Source organism: Streptomyces sp. SID13666 (assembly GCF_010548325.1).
In the GTDB taxonomy this organism is placed as follows: domain Bacteria; phylum Actinomycetota; class Actinomycetes; order Streptomycetales; family Streptomycetaceae; genus Actinacidiphila; species Actinacidiphila fildesensis.
In genome coordinates, this window is the sequence record NZ_JAAGLX010000001.1 from 414,828 (window position 1) to 431,812 (window position 16,985).

17 protein-coding genes and 2 pseudogenes are annotated in these 16,985 nt (G+C 70.3%); 8 read left to right on the plus strand and 11 right to left on the minus strand.

What is annotated here, in order from left to right; all coding sequences use genetic code 11:
- Positions 1-104: 104 nt before the first annotated feature.
- Positions 105-491: a RidA family protein gene (locus G3I60_RS02025; RefSeq protein ID WP_138354632.1), complete on the minus strand. Its 387-nt coding sequence runs from the start codon at positions 489-491 to the stop codon at positions 105-107.
- Positions 492-617: 126 nt separating this feature from the next.
- On the minus strand, positions 618-833 hold the full coding sequence (locus G3I60_RS44995; RefSeq protein ID WP_239069452.1) for a hypothetical protein: 216 nt from the start codon (positions 831-833) through the stop codon (positions 618-620).
- A gap of 508 nt (positions 834-1,341) precedes the next feature.
- On the opposite strand from G3I60_RS44995, the pseudogene G3I60_RS02035 reads away from it, so the two are divergent.
- Positions 1,342-1,653, plus strand: a pseudogene (locus tag G3I60_RS02035) (crosslink repair DNA glycosylase YcaQ family protein); the annotation flags it as partial.
- A 49-nt stretch (positions 1,654-1,702) separates the two neighbouring features.
- On the opposite strand, the gene G3I60_RS02040 reads toward G3I60_RS02035, so the two are convergent.
- Complete coding sequence (locus G3I60_RS02040; protein WP_164292480.1) at positions 1,703-2,350, minus strand: TetR/AcrR family transcriptional regulator; 648 nt, start codon at positions 2,348-2,350, stop codon at positions 1,703-1,705.
- 153 nt (positions 2,351-2,503) lie between these two features.
- Here G3I60_RS02040 and G3I60_RS02045 point away from each other — a divergent pair, with 153 nt between their 5' ends.
- From G3I60_RS02045 to G3I60_RS02055, 3 genes are all read left to right on the plus strand, one after another.
- Entirely contained in the window at positions 2,504-3,535 is a 1,032-nt protein-coding gene (locus G3I60_RS02045) for a medium chain dehydrogenase/reductase family protein (RefSeq protein ID WP_164292479.1), read from the plus strand.
- Positions 3,536-3,607: 72 nt separating this feature from the next.
- Complete coding sequence (locus G3I60_RS02050; RefSeq protein ID WP_203671869.1) at positions 3,608-4,201, plus strand: ester cyclase; 594 nt, start codon at positions 3,608-3,610, stop codon at positions 4,199-4,201.
- A 140-nt stretch (positions 4,202-4,341) separates the two neighbouring features.
- Positions 4,342-4,815: a carboxymuconolactone decarboxylase family protein gene (locus G3I60_RS02055; RefSeq protein WP_164606440.1), complete on the plus strand. Its 474-nt coding sequence runs from the start codon at positions 4,342-4,344 to the stop codon at positions 4,813-4,815.
- Positions 4,816-4,952: 137 nt separating this feature from the next.
- On the opposite strand, the gene G3I60_RS02060 is transcribed toward G3I60_RS02055, so the two are convergent.
- The 3 genes from G3I60_RS02060 to G3I60_RS02070 all read right to left on the minus strand — a co-directional run bounded on the left by G3I60_RS02060 (position 4,953) and on the right by G3I60_RS02070 (position 7,273).
- Entirely contained in the window at positions 4,953-5,576 is a 624-nt protein-coding gene (locus tag G3I60_RS02060; protein WP_164606443.1) for a DUF4232 domain-containing protein, read from the minus strand.
- A gap of 143 nt (positions 5,577-5,719) precedes the next feature.
- Positions 5,720-6,151 carry a hydrolase gene (locus G3I60_RS02065; RefSeq protein WP_164292476.1) on the minus strand — a complete coding sequence of 144 codons (432 nt, stop codon included), beginning with the start codon at positions 6,149-6,151 and terminating at the stop codon, positions 5,720-5,722.
- Positions 6,152-6,403: 252 nt separating this feature from the next.
- Positions 6,404-7,273, minus strand: a complete 870-nt coding sequence (locus tag G3I60_RS02070) for an NAD(P)H-binding protein (RefSeq protein ID WP_164292475.1) — start codon at positions 7,271-7,273, stop codon at positions 6,404-6,406.
- A 93-nt stretch (positions 7,274-7,366) separates the two neighbouring features.
- Between G3I60_RS02070 and G3I60_RS02075 the strand changes: the two genes are divergently transcribed.
- Positions 7,367-8,107 (plus strand): TetR/AcrR family transcriptional regulator, encoded by a 741-nt coding sequence (locus tag G3I60_RS02075; RefSeq protein WP_164292474.1) that lies wholly within the window; start codon positions 7,367-7,369, stop codon positions 8,105-8,107.
- 44 nt (positions 8,108-8,151) lie between these two features.
- Here G3I60_RS02075 and G3I60_RS02080 read toward each other — a convergent pair whose 3' ends face one another.
- Positions 8,152-9,084: a helix-turn-helix domain-containing protein gene (locus tag G3I60_RS02080; protein ID WP_164292473.1), complete on the minus strand. Its 933-nt coding sequence runs from the start codon at positions 9,082-9,084 to the stop codon at positions 8,152-8,154.
- A 149-nt stretch (positions 9,085-9,233) separates the two neighbouring features.
- Here G3I60_RS02080 and G3I60_RS02085 point away from each other — a divergent pair, with 149 nt between their 5' ends.
- The 3 genes and pseudogenes from G3I60_RS02085 to G3I60_RS45000 form a co-directional block, all read left to right on the plus strand.
- The gene (locus tag G3I60_RS02085; RefSeq protein WP_164292472.1) at positions 9,234-10,196 is read left to right on the plus strand and encodes a hypothetical protein; all 963 of its coding nucleotides are present in this window, start codon (positions 9,234-9,236) and stop codon (positions 10,194-10,196) included.
- A 59-nt stretch (positions 10,197-10,255) separates the two neighbouring features.
- The gene (locus G3I60_RS02090; protein ID WP_164292471.1) at positions 10,256-10,750 is read left to right on the plus strand and encodes an SRPBCC family protein; all 495 of its coding nucleotides are present in this window, start codon (positions 10,256-10,258) and stop codon (positions 10,748-10,750) included.
- Positions 10,751-10,817: 67 nt separating this feature from the next.
- Positions 10,818-10,907 (plus strand): annotated as a pseudogene (locus G3I60_RS45000) (SAM-dependent methyltransferase); the annotation flags it as partial.
- A gap of 249 nt (positions 10,908-11,156) precedes the next feature.
- Here the strand turns inward: G3I60_RS45000 and rox are convergent.
- From rox to G3I60_RS02115, 4 genes are all read right to left on the minus strand, one after another.
- Positions 11,157-12,590, minus strand: a complete 1,434-nt coding sequence (gene rox, locus G3I60_RS02100) for a rifampin monooxygenase (protein ID WP_164292470.1) — start codon at positions 12,588-12,590, stop codon at positions 11,157-11,159.
- Positions 12,591-12,648: 58 nt separating this feature from the next.
- Positions 12,649-13,434, minus strand: a complete 786-nt coding sequence (locus G3I60_RS02105) for an SDR family NAD(P)-dependent oxidoreductase (RefSeq protein ID WP_164292469.1) — start codon at positions 13,432-13,434, stop codon at positions 12,649-12,651.
- Between the two features lie 64 nt (positions 13,435-13,498).
- Complete coding sequence (locus G3I60_RS02110; protein ID WP_164292468.1) at positions 13,499-15,331, minus strand: phospholipid carrier-dependent glycosyltransferase; 1,833 nt, start codon at positions 15,329-15,331, stop codon at positions 13,499-13,501.
- Positions 15,332-15,559: 228 nt separating this feature from the next.
- Entirely contained in the window at positions 15,560-16,984 is a 1,425-nt protein-coding gene (locus tag G3I60_RS02115) for an aminobutyraldehyde dehydrogenase (RefSeq protein ID WP_164292862.1), read from the minus strand.
- Position 16,985: the final 1 nt, after the last annotated feature.

Consider the following 16,985-nt stretch of genomic DNA (forward strand, 5'->3'; position numbering starts at 1 on the left):
CGGCCAGGCGCCAAGGGCGTCGGGCCGGCCTGTCCCGTTGTGCGTGCCCTTGTGGCGAGGAAGGGTCGCAGGCGCTGGGCCTCAACCTCGGCGGCCCCGCCTGATCAGGCCGCCGCCAGTGCCTCGATCTCGACCCGGAATGCCGGATTCACCAGACCGCTGACCTGTACCAGCGAGCTGGCCGGCGGATTCTCCAGCGAGATGTACTCGTCACGCACCCGCCTCACAACGTCCAGGTCCGCGAGATCGGTCAAGAAGTACGTCAGCTTGACGAGCTGCTCCATATCGGCGCCGGCCGCAGCGAGAGCCGTCCTGAGGTTCTCGAAAACCTGCCGTACCTGGGCCTCCGGGTCGCCGTCCCCGACCAGTTGCCCCTTCCCGTCCAGCGGCACCTGACCGGAGATGACGACCATGCGCCCGCTGAAAGAGACGGCGTGGCTGTACCCGTTGACCGGTGGCAGACCGTCCGGTCGGAGATGGTGCTGCTGCATGGGATTCCCCTGGAGTCGACGTTGGGAGTCGCGCCCGGTCCAGGACCTGCCGACTCACACTTGGGAACGAACCTACTGGTCGGAGCGCCGCGCTGAGAAGGGCCGCCGGATGGTGGGGAAGTGGGGTTATCGGTAGTCCTCGGGGTGGCCCTGCATCCAGGTGTTGATCTTGTCGCGGGTGGCCAGCAGGAGGGCCTGGTGCTTCTTGAGGTTGGCGTAGGAGCGGTCCGTGCCCAGCGTGTCCCAGAGTTCCTTGGTCCGGGCGAGCGGTGCGGTGAAATGGCCGGGGCCCTGGGGGTCCGCCTTCATGGCCTTTTCCATGCGGGTGAGTTCGTCGTTCACGCGGCCCAGGAAGTAGGCGCAGTTCCCTGGCGTGCAGCCGTCCTGGAAGGTGGCTTGGAGTCCCGCGAAAGCGTCGCGAACCTTCTCGGCCTGTGGTTCCGATGAGGCGGTGCCCGGATCGGCCGGCTGCTGGGCCGGTGAATCCGGGGGAGTCGAGGTTGTCCCCGCAGCGGTGCTGGTGGCCGCTGGTATGGGAGTTGCGGGCTTGTCACGGCCGGCGGAGCAGGAGGCCAGGGCAAGCACGCTCAGGAGCAGCGCCACTGTGGCGGGGGTACGTCGGCGCCGGTACTGGGGCACGGGGTGTCCGTTCGTTGTGAGTTGGTCCGCTCTTGCGGGCGGTCTCGTGCTCGGTTCGCGTCGCGGGAGGTGACGTCACCGTCGTTCCAGGGGCGCAGGAGCAGGCCGGGTGCGGATGCGGTGGTATCCGTCCGCAACGAGGTCATCGAGCTGCCCCCTGAGTGAAATGATCACTCATTTGACCACGGGGGCGCCGCGTCGGTGCCGTTTCCCCGATCCCGGCACACCGGCCCCGGTACGGTTCCTGCCGGCGTTCGACAACGTGATCCTCGGCTACCACGACCGCAGCCGGATCATCGATGACGTCCATCGCGGCTTGTCGGTCACCGGCGCTCGCGTCGTCCTGGTCGACGGCCGGGCCGCCGCGACCTGGAGCGTCGAGGCCGGCACCGTGGTCGTCACCCCGCTGGGCCGCTTCGCCCGAGCGGACCGCACCGCCGTCGCCGAACAGGGGCAGGCGCTGGCGTCGTTCCTCTCCGACGACGACAGCGACCGGGTACGGATCGCCGCGTCGTCCCACTGAGCAGCGCACCGGATCGCTCTGCTCGGGACCGCGCCGGTAGGAGGCGTGCTCAGCGGTTCAGCAGGTCGTCCAGCTCAGCGGCGTAGAGCAGCGCGGGGTCGAATCCCATTCCGGTGAAGTGGCCGGCGAGTTCGAGGGACAGGACGCCGTGCAGCCGCGTCCAGAACCTCAGGCCGCGGTGGAGGGCGGCGGCGGGGGCGGGGTGGCCGTCGGCCCACCGCCGGTGCTCTTCGAGGTGCGTGTCGAACGAGGTCGCGGGGCCGTTCGCGGGCAGCGCGCTGACGGCGTCGAGCACCATCGTCATCGTGAGAGCCGCGATCGCGGTGATGTCGTCGGGCGCGTGGTAGCCCGGCACGGGTGTGCCGTAGATGAGGAAGTACCGGTGGGGGTCGTCGAGCGCCCATCCGCGGAGGGCCTGGGCCAGCGTGGCCGCGTCGGGGCCGGGGCGGGAGGCCGTGCGGAGGGTGTCCGCGAGGCTTTGGTACGCGTCCCGGATGAGCTCGGTGATCAGCTCGTCGCGGCTGGCGAAGTACCGGTAGAGCGCGGGTCCGCTCATGCCCATCTGTTTGGAGATCGCGTTGAGCGAGAGCGCGGTCGCGCCTGACGTGGCGATCTGTTCCCACGCGTGCTTCTTGATGTCCGCACGCACTTGGGCGCGGTAGCGCTCGCGCGGGGTCGTCGTGCTCGTTTCCGTCATGCCTGCCACCGTCCGCACTGTCTGCCGAGGTTATATGTTCAATGTTTAGTTAGAACCTATCACGAAAGCTCTTGACGTTCCCTCTCGATCTGCGTTACAACTTCTAACGAACGCGAAACAACGTAACCAACGCGAAGCGCAGTGGAGGTCGTCATGAACGCTCAGGGACTCGTCGAAGTAGTGCTGCCGGGCAAGGTCGAGCCGGAAGGGCTGCAGATCCGGCACGGAGCCGTCCCCACCGTGGGTCCGGGCCAGGTCCTGATCCGGATGGAGGCCACCGGGATCTCCTTCGCCGAGCAGCAGATGCGCCGCGGCCGGTACTACGACCAGCCTCCCTTCCCGTTCGTGCCCGGTTACGACCTGGTCGGCACCGTCCTCGCGACCGGCGAAGGCGTCGAGCCGGGCCTGGCCGGCACCCGGGTGGCCGCACTGGTCAAGGTCGGCGGCTGGGCCAGCCACGTGCTCGTCGACGCGGCGGACGCGGTGCCGGTGCCCGACGGGATCGACGCGGCGGAGGCGGAGACCGTGGTGGTCAACGGCATCACCGCATGGCAGATGCTGCACCGCACGGCACGCATCCGCTCAGGACAGACCGTCCTGGTGCACGGCGCCAACGGCGGCGTCGGCTCGGTCCTGGTCCAACTCGCCCTCGCCGCAGGCGTGAAGGTGATCGGTACGGCCTCCGCGCGCCACCACGACGCCCTGCGGGAACGCGGCGTCACCCCCATCGACTACCGCGACCAGGACGTCGCCACGCGGGTCCGCGCACTCGCCCCCGGCGGGGTCGACGCCGTCTTCGACCACATCGGCGGCCGCAGCGTTGTCGACTCCTGGAGCCTCCTCGCACCCGGCGGCACGCTGGTCGCCTACGGCAGTGCCTCCACCCGGGACGACGAGGGATCCAAGCAGTGGCCCGTGCTCAAGCTGCTCGGCCGGGTGTGGCTGTGGAACGCGCTGCCGAACCGCCGCCGCGCCTACTTCTTCAACGTCTGGGCCGGCCGGGCCCTGTCCAAGAACCGGTTCCGGGCCCGGTTGCACACCGACCTCACTCAGGTCTTCGCCGCCCTGCAGCGCGGCGACATCACCGCTCAGATCGCCGCCCAACTGCCCCTCTCCCGGGCCGGCGACGCGATGCGGCTGGCCGAATCCGGCACCGTCGCCGGAAAGATCGTGCTGAACCCCTGACGCATCCGGTCCGCCGCCACTGATCGCACGCCGCCGTCCCTGCAGACCCAAGAGAGAACGCGAGGAACCGCCATGACCACCACCCCGACCCGCACGCACACTTCCACCGCCAGGCTCCGCCGGGCGCGGCTGCTCATACCCGCGGCGGTCGCCGCACTGGCCTTCACTGCCACGGCCGCCGCCGCGGACAGCTCGCCGACAACCGCGGCCGAGCGGACCGTCTCCGCCCAGGACCACCGGGGGGCCGCGAACAAGCCACAGGTGATGCTCGACGCATGGCTGCGCCTCTGGAACGGCGATCTCGCACAGGCGCCGCGCATCATCTCCCCTCGCCTCCGGGTGCACGCCGCCCTGCTCGACGGCGGTGACGGCAGTTCCATCAGAGGCGTCGACGGCCTGGTGAACTGGATCACGCAGACGCGCGCGGCGTTCCCGGATCTGCGCTTCACCACGGAGGTCAGCCCGCTGGTCGACGGCCGTTACGGCTCCGTGCGTTGGAAGGCCACGGGCACCTATGCCGGCGGCTTCCCCGGGGCCAAGGCCAAACCCGGAACGGTGGTGACCTTCACCGGCACCGACACGCTCCGCATGCAGGACGGCAAGTTCGTGGAGTACTGGGTCAACACCGACACCCTGCTCTGGCTCACTCAGCTCCAGGCGCTCTGAACCGCACGCCGGCCCCCTGTCATCGCCGCCCCCTCGCCGCGCACAAGGTAAGTGACGCACGTCACGTTCGGTCCTGTCACATCCGGCCGAGCTGATCCGTCAAGTAGTTGTCACCAGCAGGAACGGCATAGGAGTGCATCATGGATGCTCGCTTGAACCTTTACGGCAACCCGGGCGCGGCCAAGTTCTTCAAGTACATCAACTCGGCCGGCAAGGCGATCTCGGACTCGAAGCTGCCGGGCGCGACGCAGGAACTGGTGAAGATCCGTGCCAGTCAGATCAATGGCTGCGGTTTCTGCACCGACATGCACACCAAGGACGCCACGCACGCCGGGGAGACCTCGACCCGTCTCAACCTGGTCGCGGCCTGGAGGGAGGCGAAGGTGTTCACTGATGCCGAGCGCGCCGCCCTGGAGCTGACGGAGCAGGGCACCCGCATCGCCGACGCGGCCGGAGGCGTGCCGGACGACGCGTGGGCGAATGCCGCCAAGCACTTCGACGAGGACCAGCTCGCCGCACTGGTGTGCCTCATCGCCCTCATCAACGCCTACAACCGCGTGAACGTGCTCGTCCAGCAGCCCGCCCGCGACGACCTGCCCGGCCAGTTCGGATAGTCGGGACTGCCCGGCCGGGACCGGTCAGCGCGAAGGCCGACGGCCGGAGCCCCAACGGGGGGCTCCGGCCGTGTGCTGTTGGGTGCGGCCGCTCGTGGAATCCACCGCCGCACAGAGTTTCCCTGAGCGCGGCGTGCTTACAGACTGAGCGCGTCCTCCGCGTTGTCCATCCACGCGGTCACGGAGTTCTTGGGTGAGACGTACAGCTTGGGAGTCGCTGCCTTGAGCGGCGTCTGTGCCACATCCGACTCGGTGTCCATGGTCATCGCGATCGAGTTGACGGTCTTGCCCTTGCCGTCGTTCGCGCCGCCCATGAGCCCGGCGTAGGCGGACTTGCCCGGCTCGAGCCGGATCGCCTTCTCGATGGCGGGGGCCGTGCCGCGCTGGTTGGCCTGCCCGTCCAGCTCGCCGAAGGTCACGCTGGGATGACCGAGTGCCTTGCAGGCCTTGGTGCCCTTGTTGGTGATCTTCAGCAGGTAGCTGCTGGTCGTGGGCTCCGCCAGGGTCGCGGTGAACTTGAGGTCGTGCGTGCTGCACGGGAAGACGTCGTAGTCGGGGTCGGACGACGAGCCGCCGCCGGTCGAGCCCTTGCTCGGGGACGCAACGGGCTTCGCCGGCTTGGACGGCGTCGCGGGCTTCGTCGGGCTCGCGCTGGGCCCGTCGGCTCCACCCGCCGCGTCGTCGTCGCTGGGCCCACAGGCGGTCAGAGCCAGCGCGGATACGGCGACGAGGACGACGGCGACTCTGCGAACGGTGCTCATGTGGTGTTCCCCCCGATGAGAAGCGCGAGTGTGCGCTTGGCTGAGAACAACCCTCCCGCAGAACCTTCACAGCTTGGTGACGGTGTCTTGCCGACTCGACGACGATTGCCGGCGCGTCGCATCAAGAACGCCGTGCAGCGGTCTCAAGCGCGGTGCGGGGTGGTCACCGACTTGGCCCCGATGAGGATTCGGTAGCGCTCCCGTGCCGCGAAGTCGGCCAGGCTCCAAACGGCCGGACGGCCGACCTCCGCGCAGAGGTGCAGGACCGCGTCCTCGTCCATCCAGACGCCGACGTGGGCGCCGTAGGGATCGTCGGTCCCGTTGAAGAGGAGCAGGTCGAGCGGTTTGACGACCGGGGCGCGCACGGTGGATTCCGTGTCGTCCCAGAGGTCGCTGGAGCGCAGCGCAGGCGGGGTCAGGCCGAAGTGCCGGAGTACCTCGTAGGCGAACAACTGGCAGTTGGCGCCCGCCGCGAGGCCGGGCTCGCGGGCGACGGCCGTCGATCCCGGGAAGCGGGAGCCCACGTACGGAACCGTCCAGAAGTGGGCCGGAAGCCGGGGGAGGAGCGGTCCCATGGTGTCCCCTCAGACGATCGGACCAAGAGCGAACCTGGGGAGTCGGGTTCATAGCGCAGAGTACGACGTCGGGCCCCGAGGAGGGCTCGGGCGGCGAGAGCGCGGTGGCGGGGTCACCGACCGACATGCCCCGGTGCTCGCGATGAGCCACAAGATTTCCGGTCGAGGTTGAACGATCAACGTTGGCGGCCTGGACGGATCCATCCCGGCCACGAGCTGACCCGGAGGGGCTCGCGTTGCCCGTCGAAGCGCTCAGCGCGCGGCGGCGGCCAGTTGCTCGTGCAGGACCGTGCTCAGGGCGACGGGTTCGCGGCCGAGCAAGGTGGCCAGTGTGGGGTCGACGGCGGCGAATTCGCCGGCGCGGCTGGCGGTGAAGACGCCCAGGAGTTGGTCTGCCGCCTCGGCGGGGACGCCGTGCCCCGACAACTGCTCCCGGAACTGGTCATCGGTCGCGGTGATCCTGGTGAAGGTGCGGCCCGTGTCATCGGTGGCGATGCCGGCGATGTCGTCGAAGGTGAGCGCCTGGGCCGCGGTGAGCGGCGGCGTCGGGCCGTCGAAGCAGCCTTCGTCAGCCAGGATCGCGGCGGCCGCGTCGGCGAGGTCGGCGTGCGCGGTCCAGCTGACCGGCCCGTCCGCCGGGAGTTCGACGCGGCCGGATTCCAGCGCATGGCCGAGGAACTGCAACGCACTGGCGGTGTAGAAGCCGTTGCGCAGCGAGGTGAACGGCACGCCGGAGGCGCGCAGTGCTTCCTCGGTGGCGGCGTGGTCGCGGCAGGGCTGGAACTGCGATCCGGCGCCGGCGCCCATGTGGCTGGTGTAGAGGATGCGGCGGGCACCGGCCGCGACGGCCCCGTCTATCGCGGCGCGGTGCTGCCGCACGGCCTCCTCGCCCATCTTGTCGACGGAGACGATCAGTACCTGGGTGGCGCCCTCGAAGGCGTGGGCGAGGCTGTCGGCGTCGGTGAAGCTGCCGTGCCGTACCCGTACCCCTTGGTCGGCGAACGTCTGTGCCTTCTGCGGATCGCGGACGCTGACGCCGATCCGGGCCGCCGGCACGCGCGTCAACAGCCTCTCGACGATCTGACGGCCGAGCTGTCCGGTGGCTCCGGTCACGATGATCATGATGCACTCCCAGTGTGATGTGTTTCCAGTGGAATCACACTGAGCGTATCACTGATAATAACGACGGAACCATCAGTGTTGTATCGTTGATATATGCCACCGCCTCCACGCGCCCGGAACAGCGCTCCCGCCGTCGAACCCGACACCGCAGCCGCAGCGGAGCCCCGGCAGCGGGTCATCGAGGCCGCCGCCGACCTGCTGGCGCGCGAGGGCCGCGACGCGGTCACCACCCGCGCGGTCGCGGTCGCGGCAGGCCTGCAGCCACCGGCCATCTATCGGCTGTTCGGCGACAAGGACGGGCTGCTCGAGGCGGTGGCCGAGCACGGCTTCGCCGCGTTCCTCGCGACCAAGCACGTCGACCCCGATCCGCCGGACCTCATCGAGGACCTGCGGTCCGGCTGGGACCTGGCGGTGGAGTTCGGTCTGGACAATCCCGCGCTGTACACGCTGATGTACAGCGAGCCCACCAGAGCCACGTCGGCCGCCTTCAAGGCCGGTATGGAGATCCTCATGGGCCGGATCCGCCGGCTCGCCGCCGGCGGCTGGCTGCGCGTCGACGAGGAACTCGCGGCCACACTCATCCACGCCACGGCACGCGGAGCTGTTCTGACGTGGCTCTCCCTGTCCGAAGACCGGCGCAATCCCGCTCTGTTGACCACCCTGCGGGAGTCCATGGTCGCCGCCGTGACCAACCAGGAGCCGGCCGTGCAGGACGCCGGCCCAGCCGGCGCCGCCCGCGCCCTGCGCGCCGCGCTCCCCGAACAGACGATCCTCAGCAGCGGGGAGCAGCATCTGCTGAGCGAGTGGCTGGACCGCCTGGCCTCGGACGGCTGAGCCGGACCCAGGTGGTGGGCCTGGTTTCGGGAGTTCGGAATCGGCTACGGGTCCAACCTGTTGGCGTCCGGATCCGGCCGGTAGCTCGCGAGGGCGCTTCGCCGTGAGGGTAGTTCCCTGGCTTGGGCCGCGGTGGCCTGGGCGAGGAGCTTCAGGGCGGCCTGGGAGGCCGAGCCGGGGGCGGTGGTGACCATGACCACGGACTGCTCGGGTTCGGATGCCCCGGTCAGGGTCTGCTGTCTGACCGTCAGGGTGCCGACCAGCGGATGCCGTAGCTCGTACTCGGCGGTGTCGCAGGCGCGCACCCGGTGGTCGGCCCACATGCCCGCGAAATCGGTGCTCCGCGTGGTCAGCTCACCGATGAGCGAGGTGAGCCGGGTGTCCTGCGGATGCCGTCCCGCCACCAGCCGGAGATTGCCGACCACGGCTCGGGCCTTCGCCGGCCAGTCGACGTACAGCTCGCGGATGTGAGCGTCCAGGAAGACCAGCCGCGCCATGTTCGGACGGTCCGCCGGGCGCTCGGGGCCGGTCGGGTCCACATGCCCGGCCAGCAGTGCGTGTCCCAGCGTGTTCCAGGCCAGCACGTCACTGCGGCGCCCGGTGACGACGACGGGTACTTCGTCCAGGGCACTCACCAGGTCGCGGACGGCCGGGGCGAGCCGCTCGGCGGGAGGGCGGCGGACCGTGCGCCGGTGTCGGCAGGCAGTGGCCAGGTCACGCAGGTGAAGCCGCTCCGTCTCCTCCAGGCGCAGCGCGCGGGCGATGGCGTCCAGCACCTCCACGGAGGCGTGGCAGGAGGCCCCTTGCTCCAGACGCGTGTAGTAGGAGGAGCTCACGCCCGCCAGAAGCGCCAGTTCCTCACGTCGCAGGCCCGGAACCCGGCGGCGGTCGCCGTAGGTCGGCAGGCCGACGTCCTGCGGTTGCAGCTGGGCCCGACGCGCCTGCAGGAAGGTGCCGAGCTGTCCGTGTGCGTCCATGGCCCCGAGTATGCGGCGCCTACGCCACAAGCAGCCTGCCCCAGCCAGGGATAGGCAGAGCCGGGGCTGGTTACCCACTGCCGACCGCACCCACAGTGGGGCCTCGTGCAGGGCAGACCTGCAACACCACCCACGACGCAGGGAAGAACGTGTCGAAGAAGTTCGCAAGGAACATCCTGGTCGCCGCCATCGCGGTGGCCTCCCTCTCCGTCGGCTGGCCCGGCTCGGCGACAGCGGCCACAGCGCCGTTGTCCCACGCCCGGATCGCTCAGCACTTCGATCTGGCCGGCGGCCAGATGCCGGAGAACATCGCCTGGGAACCGAACGGCAGCGTCGACGTGTCGTTCTCCGCCGCTCGTCAGATAGCCCAGGTCACCCGCCACGGCGCGGTCCGCGTGCTGGCAACCCTGCCCGCACCGGCCGACGGCGGCGTGCACACTCCGGTTCTTGGCTTTCCGCTGGTCACCGGCCTGGTCAGGGACGCACACGGCACGCTGTACTTCCTGTACGCCACCGGCACCAGCGATCTCACCGGTGTCTGGCGGCTCACCCCGGGCGGCACCCCTGAGCGGATCGCCGTGTTGCCGGCCGACGGCCTGCCCAACGGGCTGGCTCTGGACGACCGCAGGCTCTACGTCACCGACTCGGTCCGTGGCGTCATCTGGCGCGTACCGACCAGCGGTGGTGACGCGACGGTCTGGGCGAGCGGCAATGAGCTGGCCTCGACCGGCTTCCTCGGCGCCAACGGCCTGAAGGTGCACAACGGCGCCGTCTGGGCGTCCAACATGGACAAGGGCACCGTGCTCCGCTTCCCGCTGAAGAAGAACGGCACGGCGGGTCCTGCCGAGATCATGGCCGATCAGCTGCCCGGAATCGACGACTTCGCCTTCATCGGGCGCAGCGACCGGATTCTCGCCGCCCTCGACCAGTCCGACCAGGTCGCCCTGGTGGAGCCCGACGGTGCTCACACCATCGTGCTCAGTGCTCAGGACGGCCTGCAGAACCCCACGGCCGTCGCCGTACGCGGTGACACCGTGTACGTGACCTCGGCCGCTTACCTCACTCAGCAGGACCCCAACCTGCTCACCGCGCGCATTCAGCCGCACTGCTGACGATCCGTCACAGCTGGGGGTCCGGCAGTCGCCGGGCCCCCAGCGCCAAGGGAGATTCCATGACCACCCCGAACCAGAACACCCTCGAACACCTCAACCCCGAGGACTTCCACTTCAGCAGGAAGGCCTGGATCGCGGCCACCGCACCGGAGGTCTACGACCTGGTGAGCGACGTGTCGATGATCAGCGCCTGGAGTCCGAACGTGAGCGACGTGCGCTATGACGACGGCGCCGGCCCACAGGCCGGCGCCTGGTTCACGGGACGCAACCGGCGCGGCGATCGGGAGTGGACCAGCCGCTCGCAGGTGGTGCGGGCCGAGCCCGGCGACACGTTCGCCTTCGTCGTGGACGGGCTCGTTCGGTGGTGCTGGACGTTCCGTCCGCTCGGCACCGGCACCGTGGCGGAGCAGACCTGGCAATTGCTGGGCCTGGACCCGGTGCTGGGCAGCAATCGCGCAGACCTCGAGACGCTGCTCGCGCGTATGGCGGACAGCGTGGAGACCACGCTGGTCTCCTTGGGACGCTGGGTGGCCGAGGGCGGCGACAACCGCTGACCGTGGTGCGGTCGGCATGCTGACGACCAGGCGGCACGCGCCGGCACCAGCGAAAAGGCGATGAGGAATCGGTGCCGGTGGCCCCTCCGTTGCCGCCGGGCTTGCCGGGCGGGCCGGGCCCGGCGGAACGGTCGTCGCCACCGACATCGACGTGTCCTGAGCCCAGGGCATCGCCGACAACGGGCGATCGCACGGATCGAGACCGCGCCGGTCCTGCGCACCTACAAGGCCGCCGCGACGCTGCGCATCGGGTGACGGGCGCACCACTACCGTTTCGCCCACCGGGTGTTGGCCAGGGCCGCGCTGGACTTCGGGCGGAGGATGCCCCACGCGCCTCCGGCCGACGGCGTTCAGCGGCCGCTCGTCGAGCGGCCGGCCCACTTTCCATCGAGCCGCAACCGGTCACTCAGTCGGCGGCGGCGCCGAACCATTCGGCCAGCGGACCGAGCAGAGCCTGCTGATCGTCTCCGACCCACGCCACATGGCCATCGGGTCGCAACAGCACCGCAGGCACGTCCAGTTCCTCGCTGACGTCGACCACGTGGTCGACCCGATCCGCCCAGCCCGCCACCGAGAGCCGGCCGGTCCGGTCGAGCAGCAGCCCGCGGCCGTCGTGCATCAGCTCGTACAGGCGCCCCTGCTTCAGCTCGACGTCCCGCATCCGGCGGCCGAGCAGTTCGTGGCCCTCGCCGAAGTCGTAGCGGATGTCGACGGCGGTGATGAGCCCGGTCACGTACCGGTTCACCTCCTCGAAGTCCATCAGCTTCCCGAACAGCTCCCGCAACGCGGTCGTACCCGGATCGGTCCCCAGGAGCGTGATCCCCGCGCGGGTGTTGTTCAGCACGCGGGCGCCCACCGGGTGCCGTTCGGTGTGATAGCTGTCCAACAGATCCTCCGGAGCCCAGCCGTTGGCCGCGGCAGCCAGTTTCCAGCCCAGGTTGAACGCGTCCTGCACGCCGAGATTCATCCCCTGCCCGCCGGCCGGCGGGTGGATGTGCGCCGCGTCGCCGGCCAGCAGCACCCGGCCGACCCGGTAGCGCTCGGCCTGCCGGGTGGCGTTGCCGAACCGGGAGAGCCAACGCGGCGAGTGCACGCCGAAGTCGGTGCCGGCGATGGCCCGCAGCTGCTGCTGGAACTCGTCGAGGGTCGGACCGGTCGCACGGTCCTCGGACACTCCGTCGGCGGGCACGACAATGCGGCACACTCCGTCCTCGTCGGGGGCGCTGACACCGAATCGCAGTTGGGTCCTGCGGACCTCCTCGACGGCGGCGGCGATCGTGGCCGGATCCTCGGTCACCTCCATTTGACCGATCAGCGTCTCGATCGTGGCGGGCTCGCCGGGGAAACCGACGCCGAGCAGCTTGCGCACCGCGCTGCGGCCGCCGTCGCACCCGACGACGTAGCGCGAGCGAAGGTGCGCGCCCCGACCGGCCATCTCGACGGTCACGCCGTCCTCGTCCTGGCTCAGCCCGACCACTTCGCAACCGCGTCGGATGTCGGTGCCGAGTTCGACGGCACGCTCGCTGAGCAGCCGCTCGCTGACCGGCTGCGGAGTAGCCAGGCCGTACGGGTGTGCCGTGTCCAGCCCGTGCGGCCACGGCTTCATGATGCCGCCGAAGAGACCACCGGCCTGGAACGTCTCACTGACGGCGCGAAACCGGTCCAGAAGGCCGCGCTGGTCCATGATCTCGACGCTGCGCGTGTGCAGGCCCTGTCCGCGGGACTCCTTGGTCGGCTCGGTCAACTTCTCCAGCACGACCACATGCACGCCGTGCAGCCGCAACTCGCAGGCCAGCATCAAACCGGTCGGCCCGGCACCGACCACGATCACGTCAATCATCACCACACCCGTTCAACGAAACTGGATTTCGGCCGGCCACGTCCATCTCGCGGATCTGTCATTCCCCGCTCAGCGCGCGGCGCAGGCCCACTTGGCCGATGAGGATGCCCCCGTCGACCGGGAGCGTCACGCCCGTGATCCAGGCGGCGTCCGAGGACGCCAGGAACGCTACAGCGGCCGCGATGTCATCGGGCAGACCGACCCTGCCGAGCGGGTAGTGGGGGGCGACGGCCTGCAAGGCGGACTCGCGCCCCGCCCAGGCCTCGGTGTGGACCGTGCCGGGGACGACCAGGTTCACACGGACGCCACGGGGTGCCGCGTGACCGGCGAGGGTGCGGGTCAGGCTGGCCAGGCCCGCCTTGGCCGCGCTGTAGGCGTGGTTGCCGAAATCCTGCTCGCCGTTGACCGATCCGATGCTGACGATCGCGCCCCGGCGGTCGGGGGCGGCCGCGAGGTGGGGGAGGGCCGCGCGGGCGCAGCGATAGGCGCCGGTGAGGGTGATGTCGAGGTCCTGGTGCCAGGCCTCGTCCGTCTCGTCCTCGAAGAACGGGGCATCCGGATGGCAGGCGCAGGCGTTGTTGACCAGCACGTCCAGCGTGCCGAAGCGCCGGACCGCGTAGGCGACGGCCGCCTCGACCGAGGCGCGGTCGGCCACGTCGCAGGGCAGCGCCTCGGCCGCGCCTGCGGACTCCCGGATCCCGGCCGCCACCTTCTCGGCACGGTCCCCCTCCAGATCGGTGACCAGCACCTGTGCGCCCTCATCGGCCAGCCGGCGGGCGGTGGCCGCGCCGATGCCGCGGCCCGCACCCGTGATCAGTGCTCCGTATCCCTCGAAACGTCTCATGGACGGCTGACTACCCGGTTACCCCCGGAGCTGAACGGCCATCGGGGAGCGGACGAGTGGAGGGTCAGCCGTCGCGGCGCCAGATGACCAGGTCGCGCTGAGGGATCACCACCGCGACATGCCAGCCCGATGGAGCCTTCGGCCAGCTGTCCGTAGCGGGGGCGGACGCCGTGCGAACGGTCGTCACGGCGACGTTCGCGCCGTCCGGCGGGGTGTCGGGGCCGGTCAGGTCGCGCGTCCAGACCCGGCCGTCGAGAACCATGTACGCCATCGTGAACCGGGTGCGCCATCCCAGGCCCAGATCCATCACCAGCCGGTCGCCCGGCCGGATCCGTGCCTGTTCCATGAAGCCGGTGGCGTCCGGGTACCCGTGTGCGGCAGTCGGCCGGGAGACCTGCTGGGCGATCGTCACCGTCGCCCATCCGGCGAACAGCGTCAGCGCCATGCCGACCGCGATCATCGCCACAGCGGGACGCCGAGTGCTCAGCAACCCTCTCAGCAGGGCGGTGGCGGTGAAGACCGCCAGGGCTGTCGCGGTGGTCAGCGGCACCGAGAAGACACCCCAGTCGCCGGACCAGCGACTGGACAGGAACGTGGTGTCCGGAAGGGCCCACAGAATGAAGTTCAGCTTGTGGAAGCGATCTCCCGCGAGGACGGTCAGCGCCGCGGTGAGCGCCACGGTCAGCGCGATCGCCGCCACCGTGGCCCGAACGAGCGCTCTGCGGCCCTTGATCCGGTGGAGAGCAACGGTGCCGGCCAGGAACAGTGCCGGAACCAGGGGTGACAGATAGCGGGCGTTGACGATCGTGTCGATACGGCGGTCCGTGGGCAGGGCGGCCGCGGCGGCCAGCGATACACCGAGCAGCAGTGCCACGGTCAGGAAGGCGACCACGCGGTCCGCGCGCGGTGCCTTGGTGCCGGCCAGGCAGGCGCAGCAGGCCACCAGGCCCAGGGCGCCCATGCCCCAGGTCGAGGTGACGAAGTACCAGGTGTGACCGATCCACCGCATGACGGTGCGCTGGTACAGCTCCGGGGTGCGCAGCGTCTGCCATACGGCGTTTCCCACCTGGCTGGGGTGGGTGCCGTCGAGGCGGGACAGCAGCCACCGGTCCAACTCCCGCTGTGTGGCGTACATGAGCGCGAGGGCCGACAGCGCCGCGGCGGTCGCCGGGCGCGGCGCCCAGTTCCGCACGAAGGCCACCAGCAGCACCAGGCACGTCAGCGCGACGACCACACCACCACGGTCGTGGACCATCATGCTGAATCCGGCCGCGCTTCCGGCGAGGATCCCCGAGCCGCACCTGCGGCGGAACGGACCCTCCGAGAGCAGCCCGTGAACACCGATCAGCCAGGCCAGGACCAGCGCCGGGAGCGGTGTGTCGGCCAGTGCGAACTGCGAGTAGAAGACCACCGGAGGCAGCATCACCACCACGGTCGCCAGCACGTACGACACCGGACTCGGTACGTCCAGCTTTCGCAGCGCGACGTAGGCAAGCGGCAGTACCAGGCAGCTCAGCAGCGCGTTGATCCCCAGGACGAGGTGGTACGCGTGGACGGGATCGTGGGTGATCCGCAGGGCCGGCGAGATCAACAGCGGGTAGCCGCCGGGGATCACCATGTCGCTGGGGATCTCGGTCGCGGAGCCGCCCGCCAGGAGCCGCGCCAGAACGAGGTACATGTGCTCGTCGGGGCCCACCGTCGGATAGTTCTGGCCGGTGACGAGTGCCAGCCGGAAGACCACCTGCCCGACGTAGCCGGCCGCGACGGCGACCGGCCAGAACCAGCTCGCCCGCACCAGTCGCGCGAGCCGGTCGGCGGTCCCGCTGGCCGACGGCGCTCTCTGCGATTCCGGCTGCAGCCCCACGGGCGAAGTGGCGACGGCGCTTCGCAGTTGCATGGGGAGTGACCTTTTCCTGGCGTGGGTGGAGGGCGGCTTTCGGCGCCGGCCATGCGTGAGCTTAGGAGCCGATGACGGCCCGGGAACGACATCCGCGCGGGATACCCGCCCTTGAGCGACGAACGTTCGTTTCCCGTTCACCCGGCGCTCAGAAGGCGAGTCAGGGCTCAGCGGCCCGCGCGCTCCCCGGGCCGGAGGGGCGGTGACCTGGCGGCCCGGGCCGGGTCCTTACAGCATCACGTGCTTGACCCGGGTGTAGTCGAGCAGTCCGGCGAGGGACAGGTCGCTTCCGTACCCCGAGTGCTTGACGCCGCCGTGCGGCATCTCGGACACCGTCGTGCCGTGGGTGTTGATCCACACGATGCCGGTGTCCAGCGCCCGGGTGGCGCGCATCGCCCGCTGGTGGTCACCAGTCCATACGCTGGCCGCCAGGCCCTGCGGCACGCCGTTGGCGAGTCGTATCGCTTCGGTCTCGTCGGCGAAGGACTGCACTGTGACGACCGGGCCGAAGACTTCCCGCTGCACGATCTCGTCGTCCTGGCGTACCCCCGCGACGACCGTGGCCTGATGGAAGAAGCCGGGCCGGGACAGGGCGGAACCACCCGCGACGATCCGGGCGTGGTCCGGCAGCCGGTTCAGCAGATCGCGTACGGAGCTGAGCTGCGCGGCGCTGTTGAGCGGGCCGAAGGCGGCGTCCGGGTCCCCGGGGGCACCGGGAAGCTGTCGCCCGGCCTGTTCGGCGAAGGCGGCCAGGAACGCGTCGTACACCCGGTGGTGGACCAGGATCCGGGTGGCGGCCGTGCAGTCCTGGCCGGCGTTGTAGAAGGCGAGGGAGGCCAGTTGGCTGACGGCGTCGTCGATGTCGGCGTCGTCGTACACCAGGACCGGTGCGTTGCCGCCGAGTTCCAGATGGACCCGCTTGAGGTCCGCGGCGGCCGCCGCGGCGATCTCCTGGCCCGCCCGTACGCTGCCGGTGACGGCGATGAGCCGGATCGCCGGGTGGCCGACCAGCGCGCGCCCGGTGTCGCGGTCGCCGCAGACGACGTTGAGTACGCCAGGGGGCAGGAACTCGGCCGCGATCCGCGCGAGCAGCGCGGTGGAGGACGGTGTGGTGTCGGCGGGCTTGAGGACGGTGGTGTTGCCCGCGGCCAGGGCCGGGGCGAGCTTCCAGACCGCCATCATCAGCGGGTAGTTCCACGGGGTGATCTGCGCGCACACGCCGACCGGTTCCCGGCGCAGGACCGATGTGCGGCCCGGTGTGTACTCGGCGGCGGCGCTGCCGGGAAGGCCGCGCGCCGCGCCGGCGAAGAACCGTACGGTGTCGATGATCGCGGGCAGTTCGTCCGTACGGAACAGCTCCGGCGGCTTGCCGGTGTCGGCCACCTCCGCGGCCTCGAAGTCCTCCGCGTGCCGTTCCATGGCATCAGCGATCCGCAGCAGCGCCCGCTGGCGCTCGGCGGGTGTGGTCAGCGACCAGTGCCCGAAGGCGGCCTGGGCCGCTGTGCACGCCGCATCGACGTCGACGGTGTCCGAGAGCGGAGCGCGGGCGTTGACCTGCCCGGTGGCGGGATCGACGATCCGGGTGGTGGCTCCGGACGCGGCCGGCACGTCGGCTCCGCCGATGTGGTTGGTCACGCTGGTGAGCGCGGGGATG